The sequence below is a fragment of the uncultured Psychrosphaera sp. genome (assembly GCF_947500655.1).
GTDB lineage: Bacteria > Pseudomonadota > Gammaproteobacteria > Enterobacterales > Alteromonadaceae > Psychrosphaera.
The window spans coordinates 15,565-29,769 of record NZ_CANMSK010000018.1 but is presented as its reverse complement, the minus strand read 5'-3'; the positions used below and the strand labels follow the sequence as shown (position 1 = coordinate 29,769).

Genomic DNA, 14,205 nt, shown 5'->3' with positions numbered 1-14,205 from the left:
GAGTGCAAATTTGTAGCTGAAGTTGATTGGGATGAAATAACATCGAAGCTACAGGGACGTAAAAGTTTCGTGTTCTGAAAGTACAAACTTATAACTAAAATTAACAGGAAGACCAACCCCCGATGGATTGCGACTAAATGGATTTAGGAGGTAGGGCAACGCAGGATGCCAAAGCCGAGATGTCCAAAGATGGAACACTGAAAGTACAAACCGTTGGCCGAAATTAAACTTGCATGTTTAGATTTTTCTAAGGCTAAAGTCTTATTGTAATACTCGTTAGAATAAGTATGATTTGTCTAAATAACATCCAGTGTAGGATGCTTCATAGCAAAGGCTTAATTACATTAATTGGCTCTTTCTAAATATTTGGATACAGAGCTGTAAGTAAATGGATTAACTTTTGTATAACTAAAAAGGGGAATATTGTGCTTCAAGAATATCGTAAACATGTTGAAGAACGTGCTGCAGAAGGTATCGTTCCAAAGCCATTAGATGCAGCTCAAGTAGCAGATTTAATTGAATTAATTAAAAATCCACCTGCTGGTGAAGAAGAGTTTGTTTTAGATTTAATCATTAACAGAGTTCCTCCTGGTGTTGATGAAGCAGCTTATGTTAAAGCTGGCTTTTTAGCTGCACTTTCCAAAGGTGAGGTATCGTCACCAATTTTGTCAGCGGATAAAGCGACAGAATTATTAGGGACTATGTTAGGTGGTTATAATATTGAACCTATGATCCACTTATTAGATAATGCTGAATTAGCTGATACTGCAGCAACAGGGCTAAAGAAAACGTTACTAATGTTTGATGCTTTTTTTGATGTTAAAGAAAAAGCCGATGCAGGCAATGCAGCTGCAAAATCAGTTATGGAGTCATGGGCTAACGGTGAGTGGTTCACTAACCGTGATAAAGTTGCTGAGAAAATAACAGTCAAAGTCTTTAAAGTTACTGGTGAGACTAATACCGATGACTTATCTCCTGCCCCAGATGCTTGGTCTCGTCCCGATATTCCATTACATGCAAAGGCTATGCTGAAAATTGCCCGTGAAGGCATTACGCCAGACAACGATGGCGTTGTAGGCCCTATCGCACAAATTGAAGACTTACAAAAAGATGGGGTTCCACTGGCATATGTTGGTGATGTTGTTGGTACTGGCTCTTCTCGTAAATCGGCAACGAATTCGGTGCTTTGGTTTATGGGAGATGATATTCCTTACGTACCAAACAAAAAAGGCGGTGGTGTTTGTTTAGGCGGGAAAATCGCGCCAATCTTCTACAACACAATGGAAGACTCAGGTGCATTACCAATTGAACTTGACGTGCAAAAAATGAATATGGGCGATGTTATCGACATTTATCCATATGAAGGTATCGTTAAAAAAGGCGATGAAGTTATTGCAACATTTGAACTAAGCCCAGTATTGTTAGACGAAGTTCAAGCTGGTGGGCGTATACCTCTAATTATCGGTCGCGGTTTAACTATTCGTGCTCGTGAAGCGTTGGGACTTGGCGAAACAGACTTATTCGCTAAACCCGTTGATCCAATAGCATCAACCAAAGGCTTTACTTTAGCTCAGAAAATGGTTGGAAAAGCTTGTGGTGTTGATGGAGTTCGCGCTGGTCAATACTGCGAACCTAAAATGACAACCGTCGGCTCGCAAGATACAACTGGGCCTATGACTCGTGATGAATTAAAGGATTTAGCATGTTTAGGTTTCTCTGCTGATTTAACTATGCAGTCATTTTGTCATACATCGGCTTACCCTAAGCCGATTGATGTAAACACTCACCATACACTACCTGATTTTATAATGAACCGTGGCGGAGTTTCTTTACGCCCAGGTGACGGCATTATCCATTCTTGGTTAAACCGTATGTTATTGCCTGACACCGTAGGTACTGGAGGTGATTCACATACTCGTTTCCCGTTAGGTATTTCATTTCCAGCCGGTTCTGGTTTAGTTGCTTTTGCTGCTGCAACCGGTGTTATGCCTCTTGATATGCCTGAATCAATTTTGGTTCGCTTTAAAGGTGAAATGGAGCCGGGTATTACCTTACGTGATTTAGTTCACGCTATTCCTTATTTTGGTATCAAAGAAGGCTTATTAACGGTTGCTAAAGCAGGAAAAATTAACGAGTTCTCTGGTCGAATATTAGAAATTGAAGGTTTAAAAGGACTCACTGTTGAGCAGATGTTTGAGTTATCAGATGCATCAGCTGAACGTTCAGCAGCCGGTTGTGCAATTAAAGTTGAAGAAAGCGCGATTGCCGAATACTTATCGTCTAATGTCGTGATGCTTAAATGGATGATCAGTGAAGGTTATGGTGATGTTCGCACTATAGAACGTCGTATTAACGCAATGGAAGCTTGGTTAGCTGATCCTAAGCTAATGGAAGCTGATTCAGATGCTGAGTATGCACATATATTAGAAATCGACTTAGCCGACATTAAAGAGCCAATTGTTTGTTGTCCAAATGATCCTGATGATGCGAAATTATTATCAGAAGTGGCAGGGACAAAAATTGATGAAGTATTTATTGGCTCTTGTATGACCAATATTGGTCACTTCCGTGCAGCTGGTAAATTGATTGAAAATTTCGGTGGTAATTTACCAACGCGAACTTGGGTTGCTCCGCCAACTAAAATGGACAGAGACCAATTAACAGAAGAAGGTTATTACTCTATATTTGGCAAAGCTGGAGTTCGTATTGAAACTCCGGGGTGTTCTTTATGTATGGGGAATCAAGCACGTGTTGCCGATAACGCAACTGTACTTTCTACTTCTACTCGCAACTTTCCAAACCGTTTAGGTAAAGGCGCAAATGTATATTTGACGTCAGCGGAACTTGCAGCTGCAGGTGCAATTATGGGCAAACTGCCAACACCTGCTGAATATATGGAATTTGCTAATAAGATCAATACCACTGCAGCTGATACCTATCGTTACTTGAACTTCCATAAAATGGAGCAGTATACGAAAAAAGCCGATAAGGTTATTGTTCAGCAAGCTGTGTAATGCATCTAATATCGCTAGCACTATTAAGTGAATAGAACCAAAGGCGCTCAATGAGCGCCTTTTTTGTACATAAATTATGTGAAGTGATTGATACTATTTAAAATTTTAAAGAGTCAGTTTTATGTCAGGTTATTGGCATGTATAGTGCTAATATTAGCAATAGAGTATATTTTAATGTGTTATTAAGTATTTAAAAGGGTGTGGTTTTATGTGGATGAAGAAAAAAATTAACATAGCGATAGTATTATCAATATGCTTTTGTACTGCTAATGTATTTGCATCTACTATTCCAGAATGGATATCTAACCCTACAATAAAAGATGGTTTAGCATCGGTTGATTGTGTGAAGTTTTCAGGTAATTGGTCTAGTGCGTCTAAACTTTCGTCGGCAAATGCAAGAATTGCATTGGCTCAACAAATAGAAGTAAAAGTAGAAAGTTTAGATCAAACTTACGACTCAAGACATTCAGATCAAGATGATATTATCCTTTCTACAAAATTCAGTTCAGTATCAAAACAGTTTACCCAGCAGGTACTTAGCGGCTCAAGAATTGTTAAGACAGAAATAGTAACTATCTCAGGTAACGAATATTATTGCGCTTTAGCAACGTTAGATCCGAGTAAAACTAAGCATACATTTGAGCTTATTGTAAAAGCGACAGATAAAAAATTAGAGCCTGAATTGGAAACTGAATTATTTGAGCAATTCAAAGAAAATAATGCACAAGCACCAGCTCCAATTGCTGAGTTAGTAAACAAAAATAATACATCTCCACAATCTAAATAAATGAACCAAAACAAATAATGATGTTACGCATTAATTTAACAACAATAGCTAAATTACCTTTGCTCGTTCTATTTTGCTTATCTGTGTATATATCCGCACAGGAAATAGAAGATGTAGAGGTGAATCTACAGCAGTTGAAAAGTTATGCCGATGACACCACAAATAAGTGGCTGCTTTTGCAGCAAGCCTTAGATGTTTCCTCTGAATCCAATACACTGTCAAATGAGCAAGATAGCCTGATAAGTCACCTACGTCAGCAGTATGAACGAGCTCGAACCGAAGAGTTAATTGTATTCGACCGTTTAATCAAAAAAGAAGCGGAATTAGATTATAAACAATATCTAGCAGAACGTGAGTTCGAAGTGGAACTCTTACACCAGTGTGATCGCATGTCTAGTAGACGACAATGTGAGGAAAAAGCACGTGTAGAGGTATTAAACAAAGCCGGTAAGCAAGGCAGTTCTATAATTATAAACTCCACTACCGACATCACAACGGTAAGAACAGAAGCAAGTAGCGGTATAGCAAACAGTTCTGAATTTAAAGAACAAACCAATATGCGCTCGTTCTCTAATATTATTTCTTACGACATAATTGAGTCCCATCAAAAGCAGGGTTCAACTGAGTATCAACGTTTATGGTTTATCAAAATAAAAGTGCATGTTTCCGCAAAAAGAAATGAAAGTTTATATCAACAAATACTTGATAAGCATAAAGAACGATTTGAATCTTATTTATCTGTTAATTCAATACTGCATGACATTACCGCCAATAAACGCGAACGTTATGTCGAAACGGTTGAACGCGTTAATCTTGTTATGATTAAAGTACCAAGTGGTCAATATCAAATGGGATCTGACCTTGGAGAATCTAACGAAAGACCTGTATTGGTTAAAAATGTAAGTGGTTTTTATATGTCTGAAACGGAAGTAACGAAAGGCTTGTACGACTTATGTGTTCAATCTAAAATTTGTAAAGGTCAGTTAGGTAGTGAACTAAGTACACAAGAGCAAAATCAACCACAAACGGATGTTAGTTGGAATGATATTCAGCAAGATTTTTTACCTTGGTTATCACTAAAAACCGGCCGAGAATATCGACTTCCTACTGAAGTTGAGTGGGAATATGCAGCTCGCGCAGGCAGTGAAGGTAAATACTTTTTTGGCAATAATATAAATGACTTATGCACATATGCTAATATCGCAGAAGCAAGAATAGACCAAAACCGTTGTGATGACGGTCATGTAAAAAAAGTTGCAGAAGTTAAGCAATTTCAACCAAATAAATTTGGTTTGTTTGATATGTTAGGTAACGTTTCAGAATGGACAAATACTTGTTGGCACTTGTATGGCAAAGCTCCTATAAGCTGCAACCGTACAGCAATAAGAGGTGGTTCTTGGTACGACCAAGCCTTTTATTTACGCAGTGCAAGTCGTAAAGCTAAAACAAAAAATACACGGTTAGATACCCTAGGATTTCGGCTAGTTTATAGCGATTAATCCATTTCACGTATTAAAATCATCCAATAAAACATCAAAAAATTAGGAAATCTTCCCCAATCTAATGACATTAGGCTAAATACAGCTTGAAATTTCTGCTCAGATCCGTACAATTGCGCGACCTTTTTTGGGGTGTCCAAGAAAGGCCGGTGATTTAATATTATCACCGTAAACTTAAGTAATAATTGAGGTAATTATGGTTTCTATTCGTTTAGCTCGCGGTGGCGCGAAAAAACGTCCATTCTACTCAATCGTTGTTGCAGACAGCCGTCGTTCACGCGATGGTCGTTTTATTGAGAAACTAGGTTTCTTCAACCCGATTGCAAATGGTAAAGAAGAAAAGATTCGTGTCGACTTAGACCGTATCGAACATTGGGTTGGTGTTGGTGCACAACTTTCTGACCGTGTTGCTAAAATCATTAAAGAAGCTCAAAAAGCTGCTTAAATGAAAAGCATAAGTGAAGGTGTTTTATGAGTCAGTCTAATTCGACAGAAGAATTAATCTTAGTTGGAAAAATTGGTGCCCCTTACGGTATTAAAGGCTGGTTTAAGATAAATGCTTACACTGAAATCTCGGAAGGGATTTTTGATTACAGTCCATGGTTTATAACCTTAAATGGACAGCAACACCAAGTGAAGGTTGCCAATGGCCGCCGACACAACAAAGGCTTAATAGCTAAGTTTGATAATGTTGAAACCAGAAATGACGCAGAAGCTTGGCTTCATGGTGAAATTTTTGTTGCAGCGAATCAATTGCCAGATTTGGCAGGCGATGAGTTTTATTGGCGTGACCTTAAAGGCATGGCAGTAAAAGCAGTCAATGGTTATGACTTAGGTATTGTTTCAGGCCTAATGGAAACGGGTTCAAATGACGTACTGGTTGTTGATGCAAAGAAAAACGATGCATTTGGCAAAACAGAACGACTAATCCCATATATTCAGGACGATGTAATTATTTCAGTCAACAAGGACGAAAACACTATTACAGTGGACTGGGATCCGGGATTCTGACAATCATGAATTGTCAGTTATGGATTGGTGTTATTACACTTTTTCCAGAAATGTTTGATGCAATTACCCAACAAGGTGTAATTGGCCGAGCTATTCAAAAAGGTACTATCGAGTTTAACACTTGGAATCCCCGAGCGTTTACACACGATAGGCACAATACTGTTGATGACCGACCTTACGGCGGTGGTCCAGGAATGTTGATGATGGTTCAACCTTTAACAGATGCTATTCGTACTGCGAAAGAAGCAGCTGGTGAAGGAGCAAAGGTTATTTACCTTTCGCCTCAGGGTAGAAAGTTAGATCAAGCTGGCGTTAAACATTTATCACAACACAAAAAAATTGTGTTGGTTGCGGGTCGATATGAAGGAATAGATGAACGAGTTATTCAATCGGAAGTTGATGAAGAATGGTCGATTGGTGATTTTGTTTTAAGTGGCGGTGAACTACCGGCTATGACACTGATTGATGCAGTGTCGAGAATGATTCCTGGAGTGTTGGGGCATAAGCTTTCAGCAGAACAAGATTCTTTTTCAGACGGTTTGTTAGATTGTCCACATTATACAAGACCTGAAGTTTTGGCTGGTCAGCGGGTACCAGATGTATTACTTAGCGGTGATCATGAAAAAATCCGACAATGGCGATTAAAGCAATCGCTTGGCAGAACCTGGTTACGAAGACCTGATTTAATTAATAATCTAGCTCTGACTGACGAACAGAAAGTACTGCTTGATTCGTTCCTCGCGGAACAGGATACAAACTAGTATTTGACGTTTTGCATTTCAGTGAAATCTAGAAAAGTGAGAATATAATGAGCAAAGTAAGTCAAAACATCATTAAGGCTCTAGAAGATGAGCAAATGAAAACTGATCTTCCGGCATTTGGCCCGGGTGATACAGTAGTTGTAAAAGTACGCGTTATCGAAGGTGAAAAAACACGTCTTCAAGCATTTGAAGGTTTCGTTCTAGCGAAAAGAAATCGTGGTTTACACTCTGCATTCGTAGTACGTAAAATTTCTAACGGTGAAGGTGTTGAGCGTACATTCCAAACGCACAGCCCTGTTATCGACAGCATCGAAGTTAAACGTCGTGGTGATGTACGTCGCGCTAAACTTTATTACATGCGTGAACGTTCTGGTAAGTCAGCACGTATCAAAGAAAAGTTGGACTATAAAAAGTAAACTTTTTTACTTGATGCCAAAAAGGAGCACATTTGTTGCTCCTTTTTTTGTGCCTGAAATTCAATAAACTGTAATTATTAATTACCCCAATTAGCTTAGTGAAACTTAACATTGCAAAAAAATCATTCCATATACCAGATTAGACATTGACACTGGTTACTGTTTTTAATAATGTGTAACTAAAGGTGTACGGGGTGTAAATTTAAGTTTACATAAATCCTCGATTTATGAATTGAGGTTAATATGAATAAAGACAGTTTGAATAATGTAAACGTTAAAGCCGAAAAGCTTTTAGTTATGCCGAGTGCATTAAAATCAGCTCTACCGTTAAGTGAAAAAAATAAAACGTTTATCGCTAACGCTCGTAGCACTATATCCAATATAGTGCATAAAAAAGACCACAGAACGTTAATAATTACAGGGCCATGTTCAATACACGATATTAAAGCGGCAAAAGAATATGCGTTGAAGTTAAAGCAGCTACAACAACAGTGTGGTGATACGGTTTATTTAGTAATGCGCGTTTACTTTGAAAAACCAAGAACAACTGTTGGCTGGAAAGGACTTATTAATGACCCACATTTAGATGGTTCATTCGACATAGAAACCGGTTTGTTAAATGCTCGTGAATTATTATTGTGGTTAACCGACCAAGAAATTCCAATTGCGACTGAAGCGCTTGACCCAATTTCTCCTCAGTACCTTTCTGACTTAATTAGCTGGTCAGCCATTGGCGCTCGTACAACTGAATCTCAAACGCACCGTGAAATGGCTAGTGGTTTATCTATGCCGGTAGGTTTTAAAAATGGCACTGACGGCAACGTAGGTATTGCAATTAACGCCATAGGAGCTGCGGAGAGCGGACATAACTTTATTGGCATTAGTGACAAGGGCCAAGTAGCGATAATTCAAACAAAGGGCAACCCAGACGCGCATTTGATACTTCGTGGTGGTAGTAAGTCAGCAAATTATCAAGCTGAATTTGTTGACGCTGCGGAAGCTGATATTGAGAAAGCAGGTTATAACGCGGCGATTATTGTTGATTGTTCACATGCCAATACAAACAAAGATTACACTAGACAACCTCTTGTTGCTAAAGACATTCTTCAGCAACTTGAAAATGGTAATCGCTCTATCGTAGGTATTATGATAGAAAGTAATATCAATGAAGGTAATCAAAAGTTGGTTGAGGATATCAGTACGTTAAAATATGGCGTATCTGTAACGGATGCTTGTATAGATTGGGCTTCAACAGAATCGTTAGTATTAGAATACGCTCAACGATTAGATGCAATTATTAAGTCGAAGCAATTAAATACGACAGAAGCAGCATAACGGAGTTTTGGTTTGGCGTTAAATAATCTTAGAGATGAAATTGATAAATTAGATACTCAACTTGTTGAGTTACTGGCTAAACGACAGGTGATCACAACCTCAGTCGGTAAGTATAAACAAGAAGTGGGTAAACCTATTTACGATCCTCAGCGTGAAGCTGAGCTTATTTCTAAGCGCCGCGACTTAGCTGCGTCATTGAATGTAGAGCCTGACTTAATTGAAGATTTATTGCGTCGTATTATGCGTGAATCGTATCAAAGCCAACATGTTTCATATCGTTGTGTTTTGCCAGAGCAAAGTAAAGTTGTCATTGTTGGCGGTAAGGGGGCTTTAGGCTCTCGTTTTTGTGACATGTTTACACGCTCTAATTACCTTGTTGAAGTCATTGAACAAGGTGATTGGCCGAACATAGACTCAAAAATTAAAGACGCTAAATTAGTTCTGATCACAGTACCAATTAAAATTACAGAGCAGGTTATTGCTAAGCTGCCTGAATTAGCAAGTGACTGTGTTTTAGCCGATTTAACCTCCCTTAAGCATTCTCCATTAAATGCCATGTTAGACAAACATGCAGGTGCTGTTGTTGGCTTACATCCAATGTTTGGTCCAGATGTACCAAACTTTGTAAAACAAGTGTTTGTTGTGTGTGAAGGACGTTTCCCAGACCAGTATCAATGGTTGTTAGATCAAATAAAAATTTGGGGCGCTATGTTGCAAGTAGATGATGCTAAAGAGCACGACACTAGCATGGAGCTTATCCAAGCGATGCGACATTTTACTACCTTTGTTTATGGCAGTTTCTTATCGAATGAAAAACCAGACTTGGATCAGTTATTACGCTTGAGCTCTCCTATCTATCGTTTGGAGCTTGCGATGACAGGACGTTTGTTTGCACAAGATCCAAACCTGTATGCTGATATTATTTTTGGCGCTAAAAATGCGCTGGAACTTGCAATTCGATTTAGGCAAGAGCTAGATGAGGCTATTACCCTTTTGCAAAATAATGATAAAGAAAGTTTTAAACAAAGTTTTCATGTAGTTGCCCAATGGTTTGGTGGTAAGTCTAATGAATTCCTAGCTGATAGCAGAAGTTTATTAAACTCAGCACAAGACTCTCGAATTTTAAAGTAAATAAATTTAACAATTGAATGAATTCCCGACTAAGATTAATGTAAATCTAATAAAAGTAGTTGTTTAATCATTTGGTTAGCTCATATTATTTGTTTAACCGTGATTTTATAAATATAGACTTTATAGCCAATGTATATTTGAAGGAACTCATATGTCTACAGAAAATGCCTTACTGACCATTCTTATTGAAAAAATAAAGAATGATTCTATCGTATTACCAACCCTGCCAGAAATAGCCATTAAAATTCGTGAAACTGCGGATGATCCAGAAGTTAATTTAACCGCGATGGCGCATGTTATCGGTCAAGATCCTGCGCTTTCAGCTCGTATGGTAAGAGTTGCCAATAGTGCATTTATGGGGCGTTCAGTAAAAGTTGAAAACCTTAATCAAGCAGTAACTCGTATCGGTTTACGCCAGATTAAAAATATTGCAACAGCTATCGCTATGGAGCAATTGTTTGTTTCAAAAAATGAATTAGTTCGTGAATACATGAAAGAGTCATGGCAAAAAACAGTGAATGTCGCTTGTGTGGCTATGGCAACGTTACAAATTTGGTTGAAAAATCATAAACGTACATCATTAAATATTGATACGTTAACGCTAGTGGCACTGGTGCATAGTATTGGTGTATTACCTATTTTAATTGAAGCTGAACGTCATGAAGAAGTATTTGCCAACCCTAGATTTTTAGATGTAGCTATCCAACGTATGGCGGGTAAGCTTGGTGGCGCTATTATGCGTTCTTGGGAATTTACCGGTGAATTTGTTGAAGTCACAGAAAATTGGAATAATTTAGAGTTTCAAACTGAGCAAGTTAGTTACCTAGATTTTGTTCGTATCGGTGCGATTTATACGGATGTAATTGGTAAAAATGCAGACAAGAATGAATTATTATCTGTGTATATAGAAAAAGGTATTTTACCTGACTTAGATTTCTTAGGTAATGATGAGTTTATTGCAGCGTTAAATGATGTGAAAAGCGTATTTGTCTAACGTGAATTTAGTTTGAGTAAATAAATAACACAAAAAAGCGAGTCACTTCATGACTCGCTTTTTTGTGCTGATTGATCTTAACTAGGGAGAGCTTAACTAGGCAAAGCTGGACTACCAGAGGTGATCAGTCGTAGATACTTGGAATCGCTTCACGCTTGTGTTGAGTACGGTTAAATATTCCAACTAGCTTGTCACTAGCCTCTTGACCAATATCTTTACCTTCCAAAAAGTCATCAATTTGATCATAGGTTAGACCTAATGCGTGTTCATCTTCCAAACCTGGAGCCAGTTCTTCTAAATCGGCTGTTGGCGCTTTTGTGACTAATACTTGCGGAGCACCTAAATAGCTAGCTAATGCACGTACTTGTCTTTTATTTAAACCAAATAATGGAATAAGATCACATGCTCCATCGCCAAACTTAGTGAAAAATCCAGTGATATTCTCAGCGGAATGATCTGTACCCAGTACTAAACCGTTAAGCAGACCTGCCACTTCATATTGAGCAATCATACGCATACGCGCTTTTACGTTGCCTTTAACAAAGTCGATACTTGGATCAGATAGAGCTGATTTTAATGAGTTAGGAAGAGAGTTAACAACTTGCTGATGTATACCTTCTACACCTTCTTTTACATTAACCGTTAAAGCATGAGTTGGCTTTATAAAATCAACGGCTAGTTGGGCTTCGTCTTCATCGGCTTGAACGTTATAAGGCAATCTAACGGCAGCAAATGAATATTTGTCTGTGTTATGTTCTTTATTAAGTTCATCTACCGCTTTTTGGGCAAGCTTGCCACAGGTTGTTGAGTCTATACCACCACTAATACCTAGAACTAAAGAAGTTAAATTTGAATTGGTTAATCTTGATTTAATGAACTCAACACGTCTGGATACCTCTTGTTCCACGTTAATACTTGGTTGAACTCTCATTTCTTTTATTATTTGTTCTGCATTCATAAACTTAACACTTCTATTGTTAATCTAGAGTGGTTATTCTATTCCAAAATTAATAATTGAACTAGTACTAAGTTTATTGAGGAAAATATGAAAAAAGTAACCGCTATTATTAAACCGTTTAAACTTGACGATGTAAGAGAGTCTTTGTCTGAATTAGGTATCACCGGCATGACTGTTACAGAAGTAAAAGGATTTGGACGTCAAAAAGGTCATACTGAACTATATCGTGGTGCAGAATATATGGTTGATTTTCTACCTAAAGTTAAATTGGAATTGATTATTACTGACGAATTATTAGAGCAAGTGGTAGAGAATATATTGGCAACTGCGAAAACTGGAAAAATTGGTGATGGTAAAATATTTGTCGAGAGTGTTGAACGAGTTATAAGAATTAGAACCAGTGAAGAAAACGACCAAGCTATTTAATAGCTGGTTTCACTTTCACATTGGCAATAAAAACCGGAAGCAAATACTTCCGGTTTTTTATTGTTTTTAATAACTAAAGCTGTTTATTTTTTTTCGTCAGACTCTTCAGCTACTTCAGTTTGTTCTGAAACTGCATTTATAGCGGCTAAGGCTGCATCATAATCAGGCTGACCTGATAATTTATTTACAATTTCTTTATAAGTAATATTACCTTCAGGAGAAATTACAAAAATTGCACGGGCTAATAAACCCATATCTTTAATTAACAACCCATAACTCATACCGAAATCGCGCCATACCGAATCAGATAAAGTTTGTATTTTATCTATATTTTCCATTTTGCAAAAGCGCTTTTGAGCAAATGGTAAGTCGGTGCTTATTGTTAACATCACGATATCTTGCGGTAAGTTTGCAAACTCATCATTAAATCGTTTTGTCTGGATACTGCAAATTCCAGTATCTAAACTTGATACTACGCTTATCAGTAACGGTTTACCTGAAAAGTCAGCTAATGTTTTAACACTAAATTTATTATCGACAACTTTAAAATCAGGCGCTGTTTGTCCCACGTTTACTTGGGTGCCTAATAAAGCAACCGGCTTATCACCCGCCTTGACTAGGTCAAAGTGGACAGGAAGATTTTTCTGAATATCATAAGCATTTGAAAATGTGCTTAAAAAAGTTAGTAGTATTAATATTGAATATTTCATAATGGATATTATAGAACCTATATTTTTCTTTGAAACAATAGGGCGTATTGTCTACTAAGTGCTATAGTTTTGAAAGCAATAATAAATATACCTTCGGGTGAAGTTATTTATAATTAAATATAATTCAACTCAATCCAATTACGGTCGATAAAAGCGGTATGCAAATTCCAGTAATAATATGTGACGATTCAAATTTGGCGCGGAAACAGATGGCTCGTTCTCTCCCTGAGGATTGGGATGTCGAAGTGATCTTTGCCAATAATGGCGAAGATGGTATGGATAAAATCCATCAACATAAACCAATAATTTTATTTTTAGACTTAAATATGCCTGTGTTAGACGGTTATGGCGTGCTAGAAAGACTCAAAAATGAAAATATTGCGGTGACGACTATTGTCGTTTCCGGTGATATTCAAGCTGAAGCCCATGCTCGTGTAAAAGCATTAGGTGCATTAGATTTCATAAAAAAACCAATTGATAAAAATAAGCTTGAAGAGCTTTTAAATAAACACGGCATTACCGAGCCTAGTAAACTTGAGGCATTAGCCCCTGAAGTTGAAGAGTTATTAGACCCAGAAACCCGTGACATATTGCAAGAAATAACAAATGTAGCAATAGGACAAGCTGGTAGCCTGTTAGCTAGCGTTTTAAAAGTGTTTGTTAAATTGCCAATCCCAAATGTTAACTTATTAGAAGTAAGTGAGCTTTCAATGGCATTACATTCTGTCGAAAGCAGTGATTCTACATCTGGTGTTTGCCAAGGCTTTATTAGTGGTGGTGTCGCAGGTGAGGCATTGTTAATTCTTAATGACTCTAGCTTTGTTGATATTGCCCGCTTATTAAATTACAACAAAAAAATTGATGATGGTGTTGAACTTGAACTGCTAATGGATATTTCTAATATCCTTATAGGATCAGTGTTAAAAGGACTTTCTGAGCAATTAGATCTTAACTTTAGCCAAGGCCACCCAGTTGTATTGGGCCAACATTGTAATGTATCCGACTTAATTTATAGCAACTCAACTCATTGGAAAAAATCATTAACTGTAGAGATCAGTTACGGTATTGAAGACTACGATATTCATTGCGACTTGTTATTGTTAATCACTGAAGATTCAATACCAACGTTAAAAAACAAACTTAACTTTTTATTTGATGTTTAA

At 37.6% G+C, this 14,205-nt stretch carries 14 protein-coding genes; 12 read left to right on the top strand and 2 right to left on the bottom strand.

The window, feature by feature from the left end; genetic code table 11:
- The first annotated feature begins 425 nt into the window (after positions 1 to 425).
- The 10 genes from acnB to Q0940_RS13805 all read left to right on the top strand — a co-directional run bounded on the left by acnB (position 426) and on the right by Q0940_RS13805 (position 10,948).
- Complete coding sequence (gene acnB / locus Q0940_RS13850) at positions 426 to 3,014, top strand: bifunctional aconitate hydratase 2/2-methylisocitrate dehydratase (RefSeq protein WP_299269616.1); 2,589 nt, start codon at positions 426 to 428, stop codon at positions 3,012 to 3,014.
- Between the two features lie 214 nt (positions 3,015 to 3,228).
- Positions 3,229 to 3,801: a hypothetical protein gene (locus tag Q0940_RS13845; RefSeq protein ID WP_299269613.1), complete on the top strand. Its 573-nt coding sequence runs from the start codon at positions 3,229 to 3,231 to the stop codon at positions 3,799 to 3,801.
- Between the two features lie 17 nt (positions 3,802 to 3,818).
- Entirely contained in the window at positions 3,819 to 5,300 is a 1,482-nt protein-coding gene (locus Q0940_RS13840) for an SUMF1/EgtB/PvdO family nonheme iron enzyme (RefSeq protein ID WP_299269610.1), read from the top strand.
- 196 nt (positions 5,301 to 5,496) lie between these two features.
- The gene (rpsP, locus tag Q0940_RS13835; protein ID WP_105053488.1) at positions 5,497 to 5,745 is read left to right on the top strand and encodes a 30S ribosomal protein S16; all 249 of its coding nucleotides are present in this window, start codon (positions 5,497 to 5,499) and stop codon (positions 5,743 to 5,745) included.
- Positions 5,746 to 5,771: 26 nt separating this feature from the next.
- Positions 5,772 to 6,311 (top strand): ribosome maturation factor RimM, encoded by a 540-nt coding sequence (gene rimM / locus Q0940_RS13830; RefSeq protein WP_299269605.1) that lies wholly within the window; start codon positions 5,772 to 5,774, stop codon positions 6,309 to 6,311.
- A gap of 5 nt (positions 6,312 to 6,316) precedes the next feature.
- The gene (gene trmD, locus Q0940_RS13825) at positions 6,317 to 7,072 is read left to right on the top strand and encodes a tRNA (guanosine(37)-N1)-methyltransferase TrmD (RefSeq protein WP_299269601.1); all 756 of its coding nucleotides are present in this window, start codon (positions 6,317 to 6,319) and stop codon (positions 7,070 to 7,072) included.
- Positions 7,073 to 7,119: 47 nt separating this feature from the next.
- Positions 7,120 to 7,488, top strand: coding sequence for a 50S ribosomal protein L19 (gene rplS, locus Q0940_RS13820; protein ID WP_105053486.1), 369 nt, complete (start codon positions 7,120 to 7,122; stop codon positions 7,486 to 7,488).
- A gap of 243 nt (positions 7,489 to 7,731) precedes the next feature.
- A complete protein-coding gene (locus tag Q0940_RS13815; RefSeq protein WP_299269593.1) occupies positions 7,732 to 8,823 on the top strand; it encodes a 3-deoxy-7-phosphoheptulonate synthase in 1,092 nt (363 codons plus the stop codon).
- A gap of 12 nt (positions 8,824 to 8,835) precedes the next feature.
- The gene (gene tyrA, locus Q0940_RS13810; protein WP_299269590.1) at positions 8,836 to 9,954 is read left to right on the top strand and encodes a bifunctional chorismate mutase/prephenate dehydrogenase; all 1,119 of its coding nucleotides are present in this window, start codon (positions 8,836 to 8,838) and stop codon (positions 9,952 to 9,954) included.
- 151 nt (positions 9,955 to 10,105) lie between these two features.
- Positions 10,106 to 10,948, top strand: coding sequence for an HDOD domain-containing protein (locus Q0940_RS13805; protein WP_299269587.1), 843 nt, complete (start codon positions 10,106 to 10,108; stop codon positions 10,946 to 10,948).
- A 124-nt stretch (positions 10,949 to 11,072) separates the two neighbouring features.
- Here the strand turns inward: Q0940_RS13805 and nadE are convergent, their stop codons facing one another.
- Positions 11,073 to 11,906, bottom strand: coding sequence for an ammonia-dependent NAD(+) synthetase (gene nadE / locus Q0940_RS13800; RefSeq protein ID WP_299269585.1), 834 nt, complete (start codon positions 11,904 to 11,906; stop codon positions 11,073 to 11,075).
- A gap of 87 nt (positions 11,907 to 11,993) precedes the next feature.
- Between nadE and Q0940_RS13795 the strand changes: the two genes are divergently transcribed.
- Complete coding sequence (locus Q0940_RS13795) at positions 11,994 to 12,332, top strand: P-II family nitrogen regulator (RefSeq protein WP_299269581.1); 339 nt, start codon at positions 11,994 to 11,996, stop codon at positions 12,330 to 12,332.
- Between the two features lie 83 nt (positions 12,333 to 12,415).
- On the opposite strand, the gene tpx is transcribed toward Q0940_RS13795, so the two are convergent.
- A complete protein-coding gene (gene tpx / locus Q0940_RS13790) occupies positions 12,416 to 13,042 on the bottom strand; it encodes a thiol peroxidase (RefSeq protein ID WP_299269579.1) in 627 nt (208 codons plus the stop codon).
- A 158-nt stretch (positions 13,043 to 13,200) separates the two neighbouring features.
- Here tpx and Q0940_RS13785 point away from each other — a divergent pair, with 158 nt between their 5' ends.
- Positions 13,201 to 14,205, top strand: a complete 1,005-nt coding sequence (locus tag Q0940_RS13785) for a response regulator (protein ID WP_299269576.1) — start codon at positions 13,201 to 13,203, stop codon at positions 14,203 to 14,205.

Bases quoted from the DNA above. Each gene is read 5' to 3' on its own strand.
- Q0940_RS13845 (WP_299269613.1), top strand. From the start codon at position 3,229: ATGAAGAAAAAAATTAACATAGCGATAGTATTATCAATATGCTTTTGT.
- Q0940_RS13840 (WP_299269610.1), top strand. From the start codon at position 3,819: ATGATGTTACGCATTAATTTAACAACAATAGCTAAATTACCTTTGCTC.
- rpsP (WP_105053488.1), top strand. From the start codon at position 5,497: ATGGTTTCTATTCGTTTAGCTCGCGGTGGCGCGAAAAAACGTCCATTC.
- rimM (WP_299269605.1), top strand. From the start codon at position 5,772: ATGAGTCAGTCTAATTCGACAGAAGAATTAATCTTAGTTGGAAAAATT.
- trmD (WP_299269601.1), top strand. From the start codon at position 6,317: ATGAATTGTCAGTTATGGATTGGTGTTATTACACTTTTTCCAGAAATG.
- rplS (WP_105053486.1), top strand. From the start codon at position 7,120: ATGAGCAAAGTAAGTCAAAACATCATTAAGGCTCTAGAAGATGAGCAA.
- Q0940_RS13815 (WP_299269593.1), top strand. From the start codon at position 7,732: ATGAATAAAGACAGTTTGAATAATGTAAACGTTAAAGCCGAAAAGCTT.
- Q0940_RS13805 (WP_299269587.1), top strand. From the start codon at position 10,106: ATGTCTACAGAAAATGCCTTACTGACCATTCTTATTGAAAAAATAAAG.
- nadE (WP_299269585.1), bottom strand. From the start codon at position 11,906: ATGAATGCAGAACAAATAATAAAAGAAATGAGAGTTCAACCAAGTATT.
- Q0940_RS13795 (WP_299269581.1), top strand. From the start codon at position 11,994: ATGAAAAAAGTAACCGCTATTATTAAACCGTTTAAACTTGACGATGTA.
- tpx (WP_299269579.1), bottom strand. From the start codon at position 13,042: ATGAAATATTCAATATTAATACTACTAACTTTTTTAAGCACATTTTCA.
- Q0940_RS13785 (WP_299269576.1), top strand. From the start codon at position 13,201: ATGCAAATTCCAGTAATAATATGTGACGATTCAAATTTGGCGCGGAAA.